Origin of the sequence: Pseudomonas paracarnis (genome assembly GCF_904063055.1) — a bacterium.
In the GTDB taxonomy this organism is placed as follows: Bacteria; Pseudomonadota; Gammaproteobacteria; order Pseudomonadales; family Pseudomonadaceae; genus Aquipseudomonas; species Aquipseudomonas paracarnis.
This window is the reverse complement of the sequence record NZ_CAJFCN010000011.1, coordinates 52647-73481: the sequence shown is the minus strand read 5'-3', so window position 1 is coordinate 73481 and position 20835 is coordinate 52647. Positions and strand designations below refer to the sequence as shown.

Here is a 20835-nt window from a genome sequence, read left to right as displayed (position 1 = left end):
GCGACCGAGCAAGCTGAGGTTTTAAATGCAAGTTCTTATTCCGTCAACGAAGCATTCATTCATTTGCTAGACCTAAATTGCATATGGATAGAGCGTTGCTGGAAGCGTCCCCCACCGTTTCGCAGGCACATGAGGGTCATCACAATGAGCAACGCCGCATTAGCCGTTCAACCCATCGCCCAACCACTCGATATTCACCCGGTAGCCGGGCGGATCGGCGCCGAAATCCGTGGCATCAAACTGTCCGGTGAGCTGGATGCCGCCACCGTCGAGGCCATCCAGCAGGCGCTGGTGCAGTACAAGGTGATCTTCTTCCGCGAACAAACCCATCTCGATGACCAGAGCCAGGAAGCCTTTGCTCACCTGCTCGGCGAGCCGATTGCCCACCCGACGGTGCCGGTGCGGGACGGCACGCGGTTCTTGATGGAGTTGGATGGCACCCGTGGCCAGCGCGCCAATTCCTGGCACACCGACGTGACTTTCGTCGATGCGTACCCAAAGGCCTCGATCCTGCGTTCGGTGCTGGCGCCTGCTTCCGGCGGCGACACCGTATGGGCCAACACCGCCGCTGCCTACAACGACCTGAGCGTGGAACTGCGCGCATTGGCTGACCACCTCTGGGCAGTGCACAGCAACGAATACGACTATGCCGCCCGCAAGCCGGATGTGGCGGTGGAGAAGCTGGAGGAATACCGCAAGGTGTTCACCTCCACGGTGTACGAAACCGAACACCCGGTGGTGCGCGTGCACCCGGTCAGTGGTGAGAAAACCCTGCTGTTGGGGCACTTCGTCAAACGCCTGAAAGGCTACTCCCAGGCAGAGTCGGCGCAGTTGTTCAACCTGCTGCAAGGCCACGTCACTCGCCTGGAAAACACCGTGCGCTGGCGCTGGAACACCGGCGACGTGGCGATCTGGGATAACCGTGCCACCCAGCATTACGCGGTGGACGACTACGGCACCCAGGAGCGCATCGTGCGCCGGGTTACGCTCAAGGGGGATGTGCCGGTGGGGGTGCAGGGGCAATCAAGCAAAACCACTAAAGGTCTTTAATCTGAGTGAAGATTAAAAAATGTGGGAGCGGGCTTGCCCGCGAATGCGCAGTGTCAGTCGACGTATTCATCAACTGACCCACTGCATTCGCGAGCAAGCCCGCTCCCACATTTGGATTTGTGGTGTTTACCAGACTCCGATCTTCACCACTTTCTCTGCCTCTGGCTCACCATAACGAAACCATTGCCCGCGCACCTCAACCTCCGTGTGGCTGATGGTGGTGCGCCGCTTCAACCCGCGCAGCCAGTCGAACAGATAACCCAGGTGCGTCTCGCGTACCTCGGCATAGGCGGGATCGCTGCCCAGGTCGTGCAGTTCTTGCGGGTCGTTTTCCAGGTCGAACAGTTGCGGGCGAAAGCCGTCGTAGGCCAGGTACTTCCAGCGCTCGCTGCGCACCATGGTCATGCGGCAACGGTCGATGGGTTGCTCCAGGCGCTCACGAGCGGGAGCCTGGAAGGCGTAGTCGTATTCGGCAATGGCATAGCGGCGCCAGGTGGGTTGTGCGCCCTGCAGCAATGGAATCAATGAGCGGCCTTCCAGGCGATGGTCGGCGGCGGGCAAGCCCAAGGCGTCGAGGAAGGTGGGCAGGGCGTCGATGGTTTCCACCAGGCGCTCGTCTACGGTGCCGCGGCTGACATCGGCGCCGGCACGCGGGTCGCGCACGATCAACGGAATGCCCACCGCAGGCTCCAGCAAAAACTCTTTTTCGCCAAGGAAGTGATCGCCGAGGAAGTCGCCGTGGTCGCTGGTGAACACGATCAGCGTGTCATCCCAACGGCCAGTGCTTTGCAGAAAATCAAACAGCCGCCCGAGTTGATCGTCAATCTGTTTGATCAGGCCCATGTAGGTCGGAATCACCGTGAGGCGCACCTCGTCACGGGAGAAATTCTGGCTCTCCTGGTGTTGGCGAAATGCCTGGTACACCGGGTGATCGCTGGTGTGTTCAGGTTGAATCGGCGCCTGCACATGCTCGGTACCGTACAGCGCGTGATACGGCGCCGGCGCGATGTAGGGCCAGTGCGGCTTGATATACGACAGGTGCAGGCACCAGGGCTGTTCACCTTGTTCGTCGATAAAGTCGATGGCGCGGTCGGTGGTGTAGACGGTCTCCGAATGTTCTTCGGCCACCCGTGCGGGTTTGCCGGCGTTGCGCATATGCCAGCCGCTGAGCACTTCGCCGTTCTCACCTTCGGCGGCGTTGGCCCATTCGTGCCAAGGGTTGCTGCCGTGGTAGCCGTGATCACGCAAGTATTGGGTGTAGGGCGCGGACTCGCGCTTATCCTCGAACAGCGGGCTGTCGGGGTAGATGCCGTCGTGACGCAGATACGCATCGAAACCGACCTCATTGAGTGGCTCGGCCTGGGCACTGTCGGGGTCGATCTGCAGGCGCTGCAAGGCCTCAAGGTTCGGCGTGGCGTGGGTCTTGCCCACCAGTGCGGTGCGGATGCCATGGGGGCGCAGGTAGTCTCCGATCGTTAGCTCTTCGAGCGGCAGCGGCACTGCGTTCCACGCCACCTGATGGCTACTGACATAGCGCCCGGTGTAGGCCGACATGCGCGACGGGCCGCAGATGGTGCCTTGTGTATAGGCCCGACTGAAACGCACGCCGGCGGCGGCCAGGCGGTCGATATTCGGCGTGTGCAGATGGGCATGGCCGTAGCAGGACAGGTAGTCGCGGCGCAGTTGGTCGCACATGATGTAGAGCACGTTGCGCACGGGTTTGGGGTCAGACATGGGAATTTACCGAACGGAGGACAGGTGGGGTTTTTCGCCGTTCGAGGGGCGCTCTGGCAAGTGCATTTGGGGACTGGGTTCTATGCATTGAGTGCATGGGTGTGGCTGCTGGCGTCATCGCAGGCAAGCCAGCTCCCACAGTTGAAATGCATTCCCCTGTGGGAGCTGGCTTGCCTGCGATGACGGCCTGACAGCAGATACATATCTACCTGGCACACCCGCGATCCAATTGTGGGGAGCAGGCTTACCCGGCGAAGGACCTGATGTGAGCGGCCAGTCCTGCCAGCGCTTTATCATCTGCCCTGGCCGCGTCATGGGAGGAGACATAGCCTTCATAACGCTCAAAATATTTGTCCTGGGTCGAACTGATTTTTTTGAAGGCGCTATCTTCCCCGGTCCCGTGCATCGGGAATAATTTGGCGTGCAGATGATCGACGCCATAACCCTCCAGAATCATGCCTGTTCTAGCCACACCTTTTAGTGCTTTGTCCAAAAGCTTCGCCGTCTTTTTGGCTGCGATGACCAAGTCACACAGCACGGCGTCCGGTTCGGCAAACGCATAGCTGCCATGATGGGTTTTGGGGATAACGACACTGAACCCCGGGGTGTTGGGAAATATGGAGAGAAAGGCCATGTGGGTCTGGTCTTCCCATAGGAGGTGGCAGGGTGCAGTACGGCGGGCAATACTGCAAAAAATACAGTCCATCAAACGCGCTTCCTCGTGCGAGTCAAAAGGTAGACCCTCTTGTATGTGATCTTTGTTATCTAACGATGACTTCACTGACGTTGCGGGCCGCTGTTCACCGCTTAGTCAGACCGCAATATTTTCCAACGCATAAACATCCTCGTCCCTCTCGTCAATCTCCTTGATCTGCTCAATCATCGCCTGCGCCAGCGGCGACAACCGATACCCTGCACGGCTGACGATCCCGTAGCGGGTGTAGCGCTCCTCCAGGTTTTCGTCCAACCCCTCAATCTGCAAACACACCAGTTCGCCCCGCGCCATGTGCAGCACGTCGCTGTTGGCGCTGACGATGCCGATGGCGTCCGAGCGCAATACCACGCCCATGAGGCTGTAGCCGTTTTCGCATTCCACATTGGGCTGGTAATCCGGCCGGCCGCTGAGGTCGACGATGACTTTGCGCAGGTTCGGCGGGCGGATGGTCACTGCCAGCGGGTAGCTCATCAGCTCGGCGGCGCTGACGCTGTTGCGTGCGGCCAGGGGATGCCCGGCGCGGCAGCAGAAGTGCCAACGGCGCGGGCGCAGGCGGTGGGTGTGGTAGTCGGGGTTGGCTTCGAAGTGGCGGGTGTCGGCGACGAAGAATTCGAACTCTTCGCTGAGCAGCCGCTTGCCCAGGCTTTGCCAGTCATCCACTTGGAACTGCACGCGGGCCTTGGGGTAGCGCCCGATAAAACTGCCGATGGCACGTGGGACTAACCCAGCTGCCGGCGCGGGGCCGCAACCGAAACGCAGTTCACCGGCTTCCAGGCCGTTGAACTGGCTGATTTCATTGGCCAGTTGTTGTGCGCCGCTGACCAGGCGCCGTGCATGCTCGAGCAGCACCTGGCCTTGCTTGGTGGGCGCCAGGTCTTTGCGGCCACGGTCGACCAGTTGGCAGCCGGCACTGTGTTCCAGGGCCTGGATGCTGCGGCTGAACGCCGACTGCGACAGGTTCACCGCCGTTGCTGCCGCGACGAAACTGCGCTGTTCGGCGAGCGCGATGAAGTGGCGAAGCTGGCGCAGGTCGATATGCATTTTTCACATCAAAAATATCCGGGAAATGCATTGGCTATGCATTAGGTCGACTCCTTATAAAGGCTATCTCTTATGCAGTAAATGTTCGTAAAAACATAAATAAATAACCTTTATGAATATGAGGCGACGAGTATTCCGGGGTTTTGGAGCCGCTTATGAGTCTGTTCAAGTCCTTGCCCCTGGCTGTTCTAGTGGCCGGTAGCAGCAGTTGGTCGCCGGCCCAGGCCGCTGAAACACCCACGCCTGCCGGCAAGGGCGAAAGCGCCAGTGGCCAACTGGAAACTGTCACGGTCACTGCCCGGCGGCGTACCGAAAGTGCCCAGGCCGTGCCGACGCCCATGAGCGTGCTCGGCGGCCAGGCCCTGGAAACCCAGCGGGTGTACCGCATCCAGGATTTGCAGCAACTGGTGCCCAGCGTCAACGTCGCCTATATGCATGCGCGCCAGTCCAGCGTGTCGATCCGCGGCCTGGGCAACAACCCGGCCAGCGATGGCCTGGAAGGCAGCGTGGGGCTGTATATCGACAACGTCTACCTCGGGCGCCCGGGCATGGCGGTGTTCGACCTGATGGACATTGAGCAGCTTGAGGTTTTGCGCGGCCCCCAGGGCACGTTGTTCGGCAAGAACACCACCGCTGGCGTGATCAATATCAGTACGCGCGCGCCGAGTTTTACTCCCGAGCGCAGCATCGAAACTTCCCTGGGCGAGGACGGTTATTTCCAGACCAAGGGCACGATTTCCGGCCCGCTCACCGAGGACTTGGCAGGGCGTTTCTCGGCCTATCGCACGCGCAGCGACGGCGATATCAAGAACGAGTACGACGGCCATGATCTTAACGGTGGTTCGCGCCAAGGCTTTCGCGGGCAACTGCTGTACAAGCCCAACGAAGCGTTCAACCTGCGCTGGATCGGTGACTACAACGAAGAGGATTCCAGCGCCGGCACCCGCGTGCTGTACAGCACCGGCCCGACCATCAATGGCACCAACCTGTATCAATCCCGGGCCAACGCGGCGGGCGCAACTTTGGTGGACGGCACCCATCGCAAGGTCAACCTCGACAACGACCAGCACGTCACGGTGTTCCAGGGCGGTACGTCGCTGGAAGCCAATTGGACGCTGCCCAGCGACTTCACCCTGACCTCGGTGAGTGCTTATCGCTGGTGGAATTTCACCCCGCGCAACGATGATGGCCTCAACGTACCGGCGTCGTATAACGCCGGGGTTTCGGTGGAAGATAAGCAGTGGTCTCAGGAGTTCCGCCTCGCGTCGCCCAGCGGTGGTTTCTTCGATTACGTGCTCGGCGCTTACTACTTCGGCTCCGACCTGGATAACAAATCCTTTGCCTACTACGGGCCCAAGGCCGATATCTGGAACGGCACACCTGCCGGTGCGTTGAGCAACGTGAGCAGTGTGGGCAACGGGCATATCCGCACCGACAGCTTCGCGCTGTTCGCCCAAGGCACCTGGCACCTGACCGAACGCCTGGATTTCACCGCCGGCCTGCGTGGCACCTACGAAGAGAAAAGCGCCTGGGTCACGCGCAATGCGCCCGTCGGTGGCGCGGCGGTCAGCGGGGCTGCTGCCACGGCGCGGCGCGGGCGTACCGGGGCCTATGACTCGGGCGACCTGTCGCAATACAGCGCCACGCCGTCGGGGCTGCTCAACCTCAGTTATCACTTCAATGAAAACCTGCTGGGCTACGCGACGCTGTCCCATGGCGAGAAGTCCGGCGGTGTGAACCTGGCGGTGGGGTCTGCGCCGACGGCCGGAGCCGACTCGTTGCTGATCGGCACCGAGCGCGCCAACAACGCCGAGCTAGGCTTCAAGAGCACGTTGTGGGACCGCCGCCTGCAGCTCAATGCCAACCTGTTCTGGACCCAGGTCAACGGCTACCAGACCAACGCCTACGACCAGGACAACCGCGTTCAGTACCTGACCAACGCCGGCTCGGTACGCTCGCGGGGCGTGGAAGTCGAAAGCACCCTGGTGCCGATCAAGGGCCTGACCCTGAACATCAACGGCTCCTTCAATGACGTGACGTACCTGTCTTACAAGGACGCGCCGTGCCCGCCGGAAACCAGCCTGCGTCCCGGTGCGCCGGCATCCTGCGACCTGAGCGGCCATCAGGTAATGGGCGCCTCCAAGTGGATCGCCAACGCCAACGGCGAGTACAAGTGGAACCTGGCGAACGGCTTCGAACCCTATGTCACCGCCAGTTACGCGTTCCGTTCCAAGGCGGTGGGCACGGTGGAAGATTCCGACTACGGGCAGATCCCGGCGTATGCGGTGGTCAACCTGTCTACCGGTTTGCGCGGCGACTATGACCAAGGGCAGTGGGATGTGTCGCTGTGGCTGAAAAACGCCTTCGACAAAACCTACTACACCACCCTGTGGACCGGTGGTAACGGCGGTTACGAGGGCCTGTTGGGCACGCCGCGCACCCTAGGCGTGACTGGGCGCTACGACTTCTAGGTCGGTGCGATAGGTGGCCGGGCTGAACACCCGCGTCACCAGCAGCATCGCCACCACCGTCACCGTCAGCACCACCCAGGCACTGACAAAGTTGCCGGTAAGCTCGCGCAGCCAGCCGGTCAGCCACGGCGAAATCGCATTGATCAAAAAGCCCACGCCTTGCACGAACGCCGCCAGTTGCCCGGCTTGGCGTGGGTCGCGATGGTGGTCGAGGGTCAGCAGCAAGCTCAGGGCAAAGCACGCCCCTAACCCGAAGCCGCACAAGGCCACCCACAGGTGGGGATATTCCTGCGGCGCAATGATCAGGCCCAGGTAGCCGATGGTTTGCGCCAGCAGGCTGATGCTGAGCAATGGGCGGCGGTCGATACCGCGTTGCGCCAGCACTGGCATCAACAGAGCGGCCGTCACCTGAAAAATCGTCATGAACGCCAGCAATGACCCGCTGGGCAGCACGCCCCAACCCAGTTGCTGATAGTAGGCGGGCAGCCACGCGACCATGCTCATGTAGCCGCAGTTGACCAGGCCGAAATACAGCGCCAGCAGCCAGGCGCGGCGGTTACGCAACCCTTTGAACGCAGGGGCCTGCTGTGGGTTTCGCGCCGCGCCCAGCGGCAGCCAGGCCCACAGCAACAACGCCCCCAGCGCCGGCAAGAGCCACACACCCAGGCCTGCTTGCCATTGCTGGAAATGCGTGGCCACCACCGGACTGAGCAGCGCCGCCAGGCCGCCACCGGCCATCAGCGAGGCCGAATACACGCCCATCGCCACCGGCACGCGGTGACGGAATTCGCGCTTGATCATCGCCGGCACCAGCGCCTGGATCAGCGCCACGCCCGCACCGCCGAGCAGCGCGGTAACCAGCAGTGCCGAAGCCTGGCCCATCAGCCAGCGCGCCAGGCACGCCAGCAAAATCATCAACAAGCCCAGGGCGATGCCGCGACGCTCGCCCAAGCGCGCCTCCACGCGCACGCCCACCAGTGCCACCAACCCCATGCAGATCACCGGCAGGCTGGTGAGCAGGGCGCTGCTCTGAAAGCTCAGGCCGGTGGCCTGGCGAATCTCGCCGAGCAGCGGGCTGATGGAACTGAGGATGGGGCGCAGGTTCAGGCCGAGCACCACCAGCAGGCCCCAGCCGGCGAGGGATTTATTCAGGGTCATGCAGGGTTTTCCACTGGTGATACAGCGCAGTCATTGCGGCATCGGGCAGGTGCTGAATGGGCAGGCATTGCGCGTCGATGGGCAAGCCAACCTGCTGGCTGATGGCTGCCGTCGACAGGCCGAACGGCTCGGCCATTTCGTTGCTGGCGGCAAACACTACGCGCTCGACGCCGCACAGGTACATGGCACTCAGGCACATCGGGCAAGGCTGGCCGCTGGCGTAGATCACGCACCCTTCCAAGCGTGCACCCAGCTGCCGGCTCGCTGCGCGAATTGCCAGCAGCTCGGCGTGGGCGGTGGGGTCCTGGGTCAGGTGTATCTCATTCGCGGCTTCCACCAGCACTTCACCGTTGCGCGTCAGCACAGCACCGAAGGGGCGGCCACCTTGGGCGACGTTGGCGCGGGCCAAGGCGATAGCGCGTTGCAGGTGTGCTTGATCGTTGGTCATACAAGGCCCCCGGATGCGATGAAAGGTGTGAAGTATGGGCAGCCAGCAAGGTATTCTGAAATTAAATATAAACATGCCAATCAGTGGCAAACACAATGGTGATGACGTTGTTCGATCCCGTGTTGTTGCGCAGCTTTGTCGCCGTGGTGGACTGCGGCAATTTCACCCGCGCCGCCGAGCGACTGCACTTGACCCAGTCCACCGTCAGCCAACAAATCCGCCGCCTGGAAGACGCAGTGGCGTGTCAGTTACTCGACCGCGACCAGCGCCGGGTAGTGGCCACCGCCGAGGGTGAGCGCCTGCTCGCGTATGCGCGCCGCATCCTCGCGCTGCACGAAGAAGCCGCCGATGTGCTGATCAACCAGCAAAGCGACGGCGTGTTGCGCCTCGGCGTGCCGGAGGACTTTGCCGCCGAGCGCCTGATGCCGCTGCTTTCGGCATTTGTCGTGGCTTATCCACGGGTGCGACTGGAAGTCACCAGCGGGCTGGGCCCTGAATTGCAGCGCCAGTACCGGGGCGGTGAGTTCGATGTGTTGCTGGTCAAGCAGATGGGCGACAGCGACGACTGTGTGGCGTCGTGGCCGGAGCCCTTGTACTGGGTCGACAGCCTGAGCACTCCGGCCCTGGGCCGCGACCCGCTGCCGCTGGTGGCTTTCCCCGTAGGCGGCCTGTATCGCAACGACATGCTGCACCATCTGGAACGGGCCGGCTGGCGTTGGCGCATCGGCTATTCCAGCGCCAGCCTGGCCAGCGTTTGTTCGGCGGTGGCGGCAGGCTTGGGCATCAGTTTATTGCCCGAACGGGTATTGCAACCGGGCCATCGCATACTCGGCCCAGAGAGTGGCTTGCCGCCTGTTCATGGCGTGCGATTGGCCCTGTATGGCCGCAGTGGTCTGGGCGCAGCGGGCCAGAGTTTGCTGGGTGAATTGCTGGCCTTGTGCAGTGGAAACCCGCACTGAGCCCATACCTTTGCCGAATATTTTGTATGCCTTTAAGGCATTGAAAGACAACGGCTTGAAGCCAGGCCACGGGCCACGTGGCTTTGGCGTGATCGGCTGTTTTGTTTATGTGTTTTTGTTCTATGTATAACTTTAAAGATTACTTTAAGAGATAAGTGTCTGGCACCGATGATTCAGCCCTCGACGGGCCTTCACGCAGGCCCCGTCGGTTTTTAAGAACCGCAGGGAGTGAATCAATGGGCAATGTCCAGACCGCCGCCAGTGCACCCGAGGCGCAGTGGCGCCCGGCACCGAGTGGTGAGTTGGTCGACCTTGGCCGGCCGCATCACGCGCCGTTGGGGCAATTGCGCCTGCAGAAGACCCCGAAGCGTTTTTCCAGCCGCCGCGAGGGGGTTTTGCTCGGGTTGCTGGTGTTGGCGCTGCACGGTGCAGTGATCTATTGGGTGAGCCAGAAACCCACGCCGGTGCTGCCGATTGTGCCGCCGGAAATTCCACCGATGACCATCGAATTTTCCCAGCCGGCGCCGCCGGTGGTTGAACCGCCACCGCCTGTACCGCCACCACCGCCTCCGCCTGTGGTCGAACCACCGCCGCCGGTGGTGGATGAGTTGGCGGCCAAGCCGGCGCCGCCCAAACCCGTTGCGAAACCCAAACCCAAGCCCGTGCCTAAACCTGAGCCTAAGCCGGCCCCCAAGGCCGTCGAGCAGCCACCTGCACCACCGACGCCAGCGCCACCTGCACCGCCCGCACCCGCGGCGCCAGCGCCGGTGACGCCTGCTTCGGCCAACGCCGCGTACCTGAAGAACCCGGCGCCGGAATACCCGTCACTGGCTCAGCGTCGCGGTTGGGAAGGTACGGTGTTGCTGCGGGTGCAGGTGCTGGCCAGTGGTAAACCGGGTGAGATCCAGGTGCAAAAAAGCAGTGGTCGCCAGCAGTTGGATGACGCGGCATTGGCGGCGGTGAAGCGCTGGAGTTTCGTGCCTGCCAAGCAGGGCGATGTGGCCCAGAACGGCTGGGTGAGCGTGCCCATCGATTTCAAGATTCATTAATTATTCAGCGGCGCAGAGGGAAAACATCATGGCATTGGCATCTCCACTTGAATCCATCGAAAGCGCGGTGATCTGGCTGCTGGTGGCCTTTTCGGTCGCCACTTGGGGCCTGGCCTTGCTCAAGGGCGTGCAGTTCGGTCGCCTCAAGGCCCAGGATCGCAAGTTTCACAAACAGTTCTGGGCGGCATCGAGCCTCGACTCGGCCGCCGAACTCGCCGAAACCCAGCCTGGCGCCGCCGCCCGTGTAGCCCAGGCCGGCTATGCCGCGATCCAGGTGGGCGATACCCCCCACGCTGCGGATTTGAGCCAGGCGATCAATCACCAGGACCGCCTCGAACGCGCCCTGCGCCAGCAAATCGTGCGTGAGCGTCGCTCCCTGGAAACCGGCCTGGCTGTGGTCGCCAGTATCGGCAGCACCTCGCCGTTTATCGGCCTGTTTGGCACCGTGTGGGGGATCATGGAAGCGCTCAAGGGGATCAGTGCTGCCGGGTCCGCCAGCCTGGAAACCGTGGCGGGGCCCATCGGCGCGGCACTGGTGGCGACCGGCGTGGGGATCGCCGTCGCGGTGCCTGCTGTGCTGGTTTACAACTACTTCCTGCGTCGCCTGAAGCTGACGGCGGCAGACCTGGATGACTTTGCCCACGACTTCTACAGCCTGGCGCAGAAAAACGCGTTCCGCGTGCTGCTGCACCCGACGTTGGCCAAGGCCAACGCCGGCAGCCCGCAGAAAGTGAAGGAGGCATCCTGAATGGCCTTCTCCACGCAAGACAGCGATGAGGTGCTGAGCGAGATCAATGTCACGCCGCTGGTGGATGTGATGCTGGTGCTGCTGGTGGTGTTTATCGTCACCGCGCCGCTATTGACCAACTCCATCCCCATCAACCTGCCCAAAACCCAGGCCGTAGCGCCGGTTGAGCAGAAAGACCCGTTGGTGGTGAGCATCGACGGCGCGGGCAAACTGTTTATCAACAAGGACGCAATCCAGCCGGACCTGTTGGAATTCAACCTGCAGGCGGCCAAGGCCAAGGACCCCGACGTGCGGGTGCAATTGCAGGCCGACGATGGAGTGAACTACGGCGAAGTGGCGCGAGCCATGGCGTCGATCGAGCGCGCAGGCATTACCAAATTGTCGGTGATTACTGCACGTTAGTTTCAAAGAGCCGCGACACGTTTTTGGGCCGTTTCCTTGGCAGGGTGCGGCCCTTTTTTTATTGGAAGGGTATAGCGTTAGTAAAGGAAAAGAATTCACACGTTTTTAAATGTTTCTGAGCGTGCAATTCATGACCGTATGATTATTCTGGCTGGCGCATGGAAAGTTTCGATAAATGGAGAATTTATAGAATGGTACGTTTTCCGATTCGTTTGGTAGATACATTCGTCAGCCCGCAACAACCGGTTTCTCAGCCCGATGAAAAAAAACCTGTCGCTTTTTCTGGGCCGTCCGATAGGCCTGGCCCACGGCATCCGTTAGGGCAAAGTTTATCTTTGAATCGCGCCGGTTATCAGCACATTAACGCACCCAATGCCGGGCCCAAGGTATTGAAGCCAAATCCTGTAATAGATGCTTATATCAGTACGCATGCGTCTGATTTTATGTCTCCTGAAAAAGAGATTGCCACTATTTTGTCCGCGAAGATAAAACAACAGTGGGGCATTGAAGTTGATCCTGATAAAACGTATCTGGTGACGTTCAAGGATAATGGCGATGACGAAAAGGATGTTGTGGAAAAAATAACGCTGACCCAGGCGGCTTTGAAAAACAGGCAAGATGTTACGATTGAAGATAATGAGGGCTGGTTTCGAAAAATCGCCAAATATTTTTCGCCGGCAGTGTATGTTTACAACAAAATTGACGGCTGGGTGCAGGAAGCAGGCAGTCGCCAAGCTATTTACCGGGAACCGAGTTCTCCGGGCTCTGCGCTCTACAGTGCGGCCACTGAGGTGCCCATTCCGGTTGAAGATTTCAAAGCCTTGGTCTGGGATACAGACCGCACCCAACTTTACAAGAATACGCTTGATGGATTTTGGGACAAACACAGCGCCTCGTATGCATCGTTGAGTAAAATATCCTTTGTTAAAGCGATCAATCTACAGCGTCTGGAAGGAACACTTGGACCGGTTGAGGCGGCACTCGCTCAGCGTGCGTTGGGGGCGGTTGCGCAAAAGGATTGGTCCGAGCTGACGGTTCAGGATTTTACCAAGCCTGCCGTCAAGGATCCGAATCTGGAGATCGGCTTGCTGAGCATCAATGGCTTGCAGTCGACCGACTTGATGTGTGTGACCGATCGGAAAACCCAGCTGACGTTGCTATACATCCCTGGCAATTCCTCACCCATTCATCGGTTCGATAATCCGCAGCAAATGAAAACGTGGCTGGCGGGGCAGGCGTCAGACCCCGTTAAGCGCGAATCGCTGCTGACGCACTTTTCTCTCAAGGATCAAGCTGACAAGTCGTTTTCAGACGGTGTACGTCAGTCTCTGGAAGGGATGGGAAATTGGTCGGACGCGCAGGCGTCGGGTAATGCTTTCCTTAAAGGGCTCAACGGCTGGGTGCCGGACCGGTTTATCACAGTGGATCAGCTGCAGGGCGACCCTTTCGAAGCAGTCAAGGTTCGACAAAAGGCCCGGTCTTATTCGGACGCGGATAATGCGATCGTCAGTGATGGGGACTACACCAAGAACAAAGTGCTGCAAGGGGTGGAAGAGGCCACCAAAGTCGCCATGTTCATGACGCCCCTGGCCCTGGTCATGCCGGAAGTCGCAATAGGCCTGGATGTTTTCTTCCTGGCAGCCGGGGGCGCCGAGGCCGGTATTGGTATTGATGATGCCATCAAAGGAAAATCGACCGGTGCGGACCGAATTGTTTTTGGGGTATTGAACGCTGCTCCGCCGTTAGCCACTCATGCGGGGGCGCCGCTGGCGAAAGTGATAACAGAAAGGTTTGCCAGCGGGGGCGTCGCAGCCGGAGCGGATGCTGCAGCCCAGGCCTCTACTCAAGTGACTGAACAAGGGCGCCCATTCTTCAATCCGCCACGGCGAATCAATGGGCAGATTGGTTATCCGATGAGCCCTGTTTCGCCCCCGAAACTCCATGAGGCGTTCACAGTCCCCATGGACGATGTCCATCAAATGGTCTCGAAAGACTACATGATTTTCGTCGATCGATACGGCACTAAAGTGACGTATGACGTAGAGGCCCGCCTATGGCGTGGGGTCAGCGAAAACGGTCGAGTGAATGACGTGTTTTATTGGCGTAAAGGCCAAGAAAACTGGATGAGTGGTACAAAAGCTGAAGCGATCGAAGGGAATAAAAATGCACCGGCTTCAATGATAAATAAGACATTGAAGTTACCGAGACTGCCATCGTTACCCTCCGGCGCCACTGAGGTGCCCAAGGTTATCCACTATTTTTGGGCTGGCAATGAGATGCCAGAGAACTTGCTCAACAATATTGTTGAGAACTCCAGGAAAAGTCCGGGCTATAAGTCGATCGTTCATGTAGATGCCAATAATGCGAGTGTTTTTCAAAAGATAAAGTCTGCATTGGATCACAAAGTAGGCGGTCTGGAAGTGCATGATTTGCAGGCAGATGAGGCTTTCAGGGAGCTGAAGGCTGGCAAGTATGGGGAAATGTATCAGTACTTTCGTGCCGGCCAAGGGCAAAATCTAGCGGCCTCATCGGATGTGATGCGCGTTGCATTGCTTAAGAAGTACGGTGGAATATATCTGGATGCGGACGATACACTGACTTTCAATGTGGGAAACGTCACGTTGAAAGCCACACCGAACGATATCCTGATGAATTCGCCAGTGACTTATGAACCAGCAGACTTCAGTGGTTTCAATACCAGTAATTTCGCCAGTCATGCCGATAATCCTTTGCTGGATGAGATCCTGGAAGAGGCCTATGAGCGCTATAAGGCCAATGAGGAGTGGTTGAAAAGTAATCGTGCTTTCCTGAGTGACAGTTCGACAGCCGCCGAACAGCACGCTTATAAAGAATACGAGAAGAAAATTTTTGAAATCACCGGGCCGAAAATGTTTGGGGATGTATTGGCAAAAAAGGAGTATGGGTTTTTCGCGGTAGTTGAAGAGGTGACAGAACTGTTGAACGCTTGTCTTTTACTTCCCAAGGACTATGGTGCCAACTATATGAGCGCGCGAGATTATTACATGCCGATGAATCATAAGTTCGGGGTCTCCATTGGCTCAGAGCAGTCTATGCATCATTCTCGCTGATTGGTAAAACAAACCTGGTGTCGATTGCAGTCGCTGAGGAGCGGGTTTATCCGCCTCAGCGACTGGCTTCAGTGACGGCGATCGCCTCGGATGAGGATAACGTGACCTGATGTCGAAAATGCAATTTGGTTATTAATAAATTCCTTTTTATTCCTTATTTGATTGTTGGGTCGCCCCTATACTGGTCAGCAACGTTAAACGCTGCAGGAGGGCACACCCATGCACAGCGAGTCGATTCGTTATCTGATCGTGCCGGGCTGGCAAGGATCGCCAGAAGATCATTGGCAAACCCATTGGCAGAACAGCCTGCCCAACAGCGCCCGCGTGGAACAGGCCGATTGGCTGACACCGCGTCGCGAGGATTGGGTCGCCGCACTGGCCGAGGCCATCGCTGCCGACAGCACGCCGGTCATCCTGATCGCTCATAGCTTGGGTTGCATCACCGTGGCCCACTGGGCCGCCACTGCCCCCGTGCACTTCTTGCGGCAGGTACGCGGCGCGTTGCTGGTGGCACCGGCGGATGTCGAGCGCCCTGCGTGTGCCCCTGCACTGCGCAATTTCGCACCTATTCCAACTGACCTGCTGCCATTTCCCAGCCAGGTGGTCAGCTCCGACAACGATAGTGCCGTGAGCGCCCCCAGGGCTCTGGAACTGGCGCGTCAGTGGGGCGCCGAAGCCGGCATCTTGGCGGGCGCCGGGCATATCAATGTGAAGTCCGGCCACCGCCGCTGGGAGCAAGGGTTTGCTTACCTCTATCGCCTGCAACATCGCCTCGAGCACCATGCTCGGCGCAGCGCCTAATATTTTTTCAACGCCCCGTCCCTGTGTGGATTGGGGCGGGAGCCTGCCATGAGTCTGCATGAAACCTTCGGCCAGCCGCTGCTGACCTTTCCAGATGCTGAAAAAAGCCCGTTGAGCATCCGCGCCAAGGCGCTGGTGTTCGTCGACCCACGCTCACGCCAACTGCGTGAAGAGTTGGAAAGCCTTGCGCCGCGCGCCTTACCCGTATTGATTCGAGGAGAAACCGGCAGCGGTAAAGAGTTGCTGGCGCGGCACATCCACCGTGGCAGTGACCGTACAGGCCTGTTTGTCTCGGTCAACTGTGGCGCCATCAGCCCCACCTATGCGGATGCCGAGTTGTTTGGCTATGCCGCCGGCAGTCACAGTGGCGCGGCGAGCAGCCGCGCGGGCTGGTTTGGCTCGGCCAATGGCGGCACCTTGTACCTGGATGAAATTGGTGACTTGCCGCTGCCGATCCAGGTGAAATTGCTCGCGGCCCTGGAAAACCACGAAGTCACCCGCGTCGGTGCCCACCAGCCCAGCCCGGTGGATGTGCGCCTGGTGGCCGCGACCAGCATCGACCTGGCCCAGGCCGTGGCCGTGGGCAAGTTTCATGAGCGTCTGTTCCATTATTTGAGTGAGGGCCGGTTGGACCTGCCGGCGTTGCGCGAGCGGGTGGGGGATATCTTGTCTCTGGCCGAATATTTCCTCGGCATCTACAGCCAGCGCCTGGACCTTCCGGTGCCACTGATCAGCGACGCCGCCCAGCAGGTGCTGGAACACCACACGTGGCCGGGCAATACGCGAGAATTGGAAAACGTTATTCACTTTGCCTTGCTGGTGAGCAGCGGCGATGAAATCTTGCCCGAACATTTGAACCTACCGACGGCAGGCTCACCGCTGGAGCAAGTACGACGAATTTTGGCCAGCGCCAGCCCGGCCGAGACGGAATCGGTGCGTAAATTCCTGTATGAACAAAATGGAATATCAACGTGAATAAAAGATATTGTTCGGGAATAAAAAATCTAGGTATTGTCCCTTCCACGCCGCGATAGCACTTCGCTGGCACCTCACATAAAAACGGTCGTTAGAAGGACATTGCATGAAAAAGGTTCTGTTGTTTACCGCTCTGGCGGCTGCCCTGACTGCTGGCTTTGCCCAGGCCAACGAGAAACTGGTGGTGGCCGCTACGCCGATCCCGCACGCCGAAATCCTCGAGCTGATCAAGCCGACCCTGGCCAAGGAAGGTGTGGACCTGCAGATCAAAGTCTTTACCGACTACGTACAGCCGAACGTGCAGGTCGCTGAGAAACGCCTGGACGCTAACTATTTCCAGACCCTGCCGTACCTGGAAAACTTCAACAAGGGCAAGGGCACCAACCTGATTACCGTGGTGGGCGTGCACGTTGAACCCTTCGGCGGCTATTCGAAAAAGATCAAGAAAATCGAAGATCTGAAAGACGGCGCCACCGTGGCTATCCCGAACGAAGGCTCCAACAGCGGCCGCGCTTTGTTGTTGCTGCAAAAGGCTGGTGTGATCACCCTCAAAGACCCGACAAACGCCCTGGCCACGCCGAAAGACATCGCCAGCAACCCGAAGAACCTGAAGTTCAAAGAGCTGGAATCGGCCCTGCTGCCACGGGTGCTGGACCAGGTTGACCTCGACCTGATCAACACCAACTACGCCCTGGAAGCTGGCCTGAACCCGGCCAAAGACGCGCTGATCATCGAAGACGCCAAGTCGCCGTACGTGAACTTCCTGGTGGCGCGCCCGGACAACAAGGACAGCGATGCTATCCAGAAGTTGGCCAAGGCCCTGACCAGCCCGGAAGTCAAAGCTTTCATCGAGAAGAAGTACAACGGCGCGGTGGTGCCAGCGTTCTGATGTAAGCCAAAACCCCCTTCAAGGTTTCAACGCCGACGGCTACTCCAGCGTCGGCGTTTTTTTATCTGAAATACAGTCAAAACTGTGGGAGCTGGCTTGCTCGTTCCCACGCTCCGCGTGGGAACGTCTCCTGTGACGCTCTGCGTCACGACTTTAGAGCGGACGCAGAGCGTCCTGGGCTGCATTCCCACGCAGAGCGTGGGAACGATCGACAGCTCCCACAGAGGTTAGGTTTTTGGGTGATATCAATATGCTATTTCGGTATTTAAACTTTGATTTTTATACCTTTAAAGTTCGCGCTAGCTGACGTTATCCACGTCGGCACGGACTGCGCTCGCGGCATTACCCATGCGGCGATATGGACTGCACATGACCTTCGATTTCGCTTTTATCCTCAGCACCCTGCCGGCGTTTCTCAAGGCCGTGGGTGTGACGCTGCAAGTCGGCCTGATCGCCATTGCCACGTCCTTGCTGGTGGCGCTGATCAACGCTGCGCTGCTGGTGTTTCGTACGCCTTACCTGTCGCGCCTGGTGGCGCTCTATGTGGAGCTGGCGCGTAACACGCCGCTGTTGATCCAACTGTTCTTCGTCTACTTCGCGCTGCCGGCCCTGGGTTTCAATATTTCCGGGTTCTGGGCGGCGATCATCACCATGACCTTTCTGGGCGGCGCCTACCTCACCGAGGTGCTGCGCGCCGGCGTGGAAGCGGTGCCGCAAGCGCAAATCGAGTCGGGCAAGTCCATTGGCCTGTCCGACTGGCAACTGTTGCGCCATGTGATCCTGCCCCAGGCCGGCATCCTCAGCCTGCCGGCGCTGTTCGCCAACTTCATTTTTCTGCTCAAGGAAACCACCGTGGTGTCGGCGGTGGCGGTGCCGGAGATTCTCTATACCACCAAGAGCTATATCGCCCTCTACTATAAAACCTACGAAATGCTCGCCGTGCTGACGCTGATTTGCGTGCTGTTGTTCTTGCCGTTGTCGCTGTTGCTCAGCCGCCTGGAAAGGAGGCTCCAGCATGGCCAGTTCGGGTCTTGAGTTGCTCTGGGTGTCGTTGCCGCAACTGGGCAAGGGCGCTGCGCAAACCCTGTCAATTTCGTTTTTGAGCATCGGCTTCAGTACGGTTGGCGGCGTGCTCTACGGCGTGCTGCGCACTTTGAATAACAAGGCGATCAACGGCGTGTTGCGGGTCTACCTGGAACTGTTCCGCGCCATTCCGGTGCTGGTGTGGTTGTACCTGCTGTTTTTTGGCGTGCCGATCTTCTTCGGCCTGAGCATCCCGAGTTTCTGGTGCGCGGTGCTGGTGCTGTCGTTGTGGGGCGCCAGTGAGGTGGGCGAAGTGGTGCGTGGCGCGCTGCATTCGCTGCCCCGTGGCCAACGCGAAGCAGGCTTGTCGATTGGCCTGTCCGACCCGCAGTTGTACGGCTACGTACTGCTGCCCCAGGCCCTCAGGCGCATGACGCCGCCGACCATCAACGTGTACACGCGCATCATCAAGACCAGCTCCCTGGCGGTGCTGATCGGCGTGGTGGATGTGATCAAGGTCGGCCAGCAAATCATCGAGCGCACCTACGAGTCGGTATTGATCTACGGTGCGCTGTTCCTGTTTTTCTTCTTTATCTGCTACCCGTTGTCGGCCGCCTCCAAGCTGCTGGAACGGCGCTGGGCCCAAGCATGAGCGCATTGATCGAGTTCCAGGGTTTCAACAAATTCTTCGGCGAGGCGCAGGTGCTCAAGGGCATCGGCCTGAGCGTGCAGCGCGGCGAAGTGGTGGTGATCTTAGGCCCCAGCGGCTGTGGCAAAAGCACCTTGTTGCGCTGCCTCAATGGGCTGGAAGTCGCGCACAGCGGCAGCCTGCGCTTTGCCGGCAAAGAGCTGCTGGATAAAACCACCGACTGGCGCCAGGTACGCCAGGACATTGGCATGGTGTTCCAGAGCTACCACCTGTTCCCGCACATGAGCGTGCTCGACAACATCCTGCTCGGCCCGCTGAAAGTGCAAAAGCGCGACCCGCGTGAAGCCCGTGAGCAGGCGGAAAAATTGCTGGAGCGCGTGGGCCTTGCCGACAAGCGCGACGCCTTCCCACGCCAGCTTTCCGGTGGCCAGCAACAACGCATCGCCATCGTCCGCTCGTTGTGCATGAACCCTCAGGTCATGCTGTTTGACGAAGTCACCGCGGCCCTCGACCCGGAGATGGTCAAGGAAGTGCTGGAAGTGATCCAGGACTTGGCCCGCGATGGCATGACCCTGCTGATCGTCACCCACGAAATGGCCTTCGCCCGCGCCGTCGCCGACCGCGTGGTGTTCATGGAGGCCGGTCGCATCCTCGAACACAACACCCCCGAGGCATTCTTTACGAACCCGCAGACCGCACGCGCGCAGCAGTTCCTGGAGAAGTTCTCCTTTGTTTCAACACTGCCCAAAAAGATCAAGGAACTGGAGCTGATATGAAAAAGTTACTGCTGCCACTGTTTGCCGTCGCCTTGCTGGCCGGCTGCGATAAAAAGGCCGAAGAGCCGGTAAAACCTGCGGCTGTGAGCTACATCGACAAAATCAAAGCGCGGGACAAGCTGATTGTCGGCGTGTTTACCGATAAACCGCCATTCGGCTTTGTGGACGAAGCGGGTCGTTATGTCGGCTTCGATACCGACATCGGCCGGCAATTCGCCAAGGACCTGCTGGGCGATGAAAACAAGGTGGAGTTTGTCGCCGTGGAACCGGCCAGCCGCATTCCCTTCCTGCAAAGCGACAAGGTCGACCTGATTCTCGCCAACATGACCGTGACGCCTGAACGCAAGGAAGCAGTGGACTTCACCAACCCCAACCTGAAAGTGGCGGTGCAGGCTCTGGTGCCGAATGACAGCGCCGTCAAAAGCCTGGATGACCTGGCAACCCGCACGACCATCGTCACCACCGGCACCACGGCGGATATCTGGCTGACCAAGAACCATCCGGACTGGAAGCTGCTCAAGTTCGAGAAGAACTCCGAGTCGCTGCAGGCGCTGTCGGCTGGCCGTGGGGATGCCTATGCGCAAGACAACCTGGTGCTGTTCAGTTGGGCCAAGCAGAACCCTGGCTACCGCGTGCTGGAAGATAAGCTCGGTGATGAAGCACCCATTGCCCCGGCGGTGAAGAAGGGCAATATCGAGCTGCGTGACTGGGTGAACGCTGAGCTTGCGAAGCTGGGCGAGGAGAAATTCCTGCTCAAGCTTTATGACCAATATGTGCGTAAAGAGCTGAGCGATGACACCAAGCCTGAGAGTGTGATTGTTGAGGGCGGTAAGTGGCAGGGCTGAGATAGCTATCGCA

At 59.3% G+C, this 20835-nt stretch carries 19 protein-coding genes; 14 read left to right on the top strand and 5 right to left on the bottom strand.

Annotated features, from left to right (window positions below):
• The first annotated feature begins 144 nt into the window (after positions 1-144).
• The gene (locus tag JMV15_RS21455; protein ID WP_072434701.1) at positions 145-1050 is read left to right on the top strand and encodes a TauD/TfdA dioxygenase family protein; all 906 of its coding nucleotides are present in this window, start codon (positions 145-147) and stop codon (positions 1048-1050) included.
• A 126-nt stretch (positions 1051-1176) separates the two neighbouring features.
• Here the strand turns inward: JMV15_RS21455 and JMV15_RS21450 are convergent, their stop codons facing one another.
• The 3 genes from JMV15_RS21450 to JMV15_RS21440 form a co-directional block, all read right to left on the bottom strand.
• Complete coding sequence (locus JMV15_RS21450; RefSeq protein WP_038448458.1) at positions 1177-2784, bottom strand: alkaline phosphatase family protein; 1608 nt, start codon at positions 2782-2784, stop codon at positions 1177-1179.
• Between the two features lie 244 nt (positions 2785-3028).
• The gene (locus JMV15_RS21445) at positions 3029-3490 is read right to left on the bottom strand and encodes an HIT family protein (protein ID WP_019819891.1); all 462 of its coding nucleotides are present in this window, start codon (positions 3488-3490) and stop codon (positions 3029-3031) included.
• Between the two features lie 105 nt (positions 3491-3595).
• On the bottom strand, positions 3596-4540 hold the full coding sequence (locus JMV15_RS21440) for a LysR family transcriptional regulator (RefSeq protein ID WP_032901761.1): 945 nt from the start codon (positions 4538-4540) through the stop codon (positions 3596-3598).
• 155 nt (positions 4541-4695) lie between these two features.
• On the opposite strand from JMV15_RS21440, the gene JMV15_RS21435 reads away from it, so the two are divergent.
• Positions 4696-7011, top strand: coding sequence for a TonB-dependent receptor (locus JMV15_RS21435; RefSeq protein ID WP_130175327.1), 2316 nt, complete (start codon positions 4696-4698; stop codon positions 7009-7011).
• On the opposite strand, the gene JMV15_RS21430 is transcribed toward JMV15_RS21435, so the two are convergent.
• Both JMV15_RS21430 and JMV15_RS21425 read right to left on the bottom strand, forming a co-directional pair.
• Positions 6982-8169: a CynX/NimT family MFS transporter gene (locus tag JMV15_RS21430; protein WP_014716436.1), complete on the bottom strand. Its 1188-nt coding sequence runs from the start codon at positions 8167-8169 to the stop codon at positions 6982-6984. The two genes, JMV15_RS21435 and JMV15_RS21430, sit on opposite strands and share 30 nt — an antisense overlap.
• A complete protein-coding gene (locus JMV15_RS21425; protein ID WP_106111754.1) occupies positions 8156-8617 on the bottom strand; it encodes a nucleoside deaminase in 462 nt (153 codons plus the stop codon). The genes JMV15_RS21430 and JMV15_RS21425 overlap by 14 nt, the downstream gene beginning before the upstream one ends.
• Positions 8618-8724: 107 nt before the next feature.
• Here JMV15_RS21425 and JMV15_RS21420 point away from each other — a divergent pair, with 107 nt between their 5' ends.
• The 12 genes from JMV15_RS21420 (at position 8725) to JMV15_RS21365 (ending at position 20822) form a co-directional block, all read left to right on the top strand.
• Positions 8725-9576 (top strand): LysR family transcriptional regulator, encoded by an 852-nt coding sequence (locus JMV15_RS21420; protein ID WP_005783745.1) that lies wholly within the window; start codon positions 8725-8727, stop codon positions 9574-9576.
• A gap of 236 nt (positions 9577-9812) precedes the next feature.
• The gene (locus JMV15_RS21415; RefSeq protein ID WP_060767871.1) at positions 9813-10625 is read left to right on the top strand and encodes an energy transducer TonB; all 813 of its coding nucleotides are present in this window, start codon (positions 9813-9815) and stop codon (positions 10623-10625) included.
• Positions 10626-10650: 25 nt separating this feature from the next.
• The gene (locus tag JMV15_RS21410) at positions 10651-11373 is read left to right on the top strand and encodes a MotA/TolQ/ExbB proton channel family protein (RefSeq protein WP_130175329.1); all 723 of its coding nucleotides are present in this window, start codon (positions 10651-10653) and stop codon (positions 11371-11373) included.
• Complete coding sequence (locus tag JMV15_RS21405) at positions 11374-11775, top strand: ExbD/TolR family protein (RefSeq protein ID WP_014716440.1); 402 nt, start codon at positions 11374-11376, stop codon at positions 11773-11775.
• 191 nt (positions 11776-11966) lie between these two features.
• On the top strand, positions 11967-14864 hold the full coding sequence (locus JMV15_RS21400) for a glycosyltransferase family 32 protein (RefSeq protein ID WP_014716441.1): 2898 nt from the start codon (positions 11967-11969) through the stop codon (positions 14862-14864).
• A 219-nt stretch (positions 14865-15083) separates the two neighbouring features.
• Positions 15084-15665, top strand: a complete 582-nt coding sequence (locus JMV15_RS21395) for an alpha/beta hydrolase (RefSeq protein ID WP_014716442.1) — start codon at positions 15084-15086, stop codon at positions 15663-15665.
• A 48-nt stretch (positions 15666-15713) separates the two neighbouring features.
• Entirely contained in the window at positions 15714-16640 is a 927-nt protein-coding gene (locus JMV15_RS21390; RefSeq protein WP_014716443.1) for a sigma 54-interacting transcriptional regulator, read from the top strand.
• Positions 16641-16746: 106 nt separating this feature from the next.
• Positions 16747-17529, top strand: a complete 783-nt coding sequence (locus tag JMV15_RS21385; RefSeq protein ID WP_003187613.1) for a MetQ/NlpA family ABC transporter substrate-binding protein — start codon at positions 16747-16749, stop codon at positions 17527-17529.
• A 369-nt stretch (positions 17530-17898) separates the two neighbouring features.
• Entirely contained in the window at positions 17899-18564 is a 666-nt protein-coding gene (locus tag JMV15_RS21380) for an amino acid ABC transporter permease (protein ID WP_014716444.1), read from the top strand.
• The gene (locus JMV15_RS21375) at positions 18545-19204 is read left to right on the top strand and encodes an amino acid ABC transporter permease (protein ID WP_020302224.1); all 660 of its coding nucleotides are present in this window, start codon (positions 18545-18547) and stop codon (positions 19202-19204) included. Before JMV15_RS21380 ends, JMV15_RS21375 begins: the two co-directional genes overlap by 20 nt.
• Positions 19201-19977, top strand: a complete 777-nt coding sequence (locus tag JMV15_RS21370; protein WP_130175330.1) for an amino acid ABC transporter ATP-binding protein — start codon at positions 19201-19203, stop codon at positions 19975-19977. Before JMV15_RS21375 ends, JMV15_RS21370 begins: the two co-directional genes overlap by 4 nt.
• A complete protein-coding gene (locus JMV15_RS21365) occupies positions 19974-20822 on the top strand; it encodes a transporter substrate-binding domain-containing protein (RefSeq protein WP_130175331.1) in 849 nt (282 codons plus the stop codon). Before JMV15_RS21370 ends, JMV15_RS21365 begins: the two co-directional genes overlap by 4 nt.
• Positions 20823-20835 lie beyond the last annotated feature (13 nt).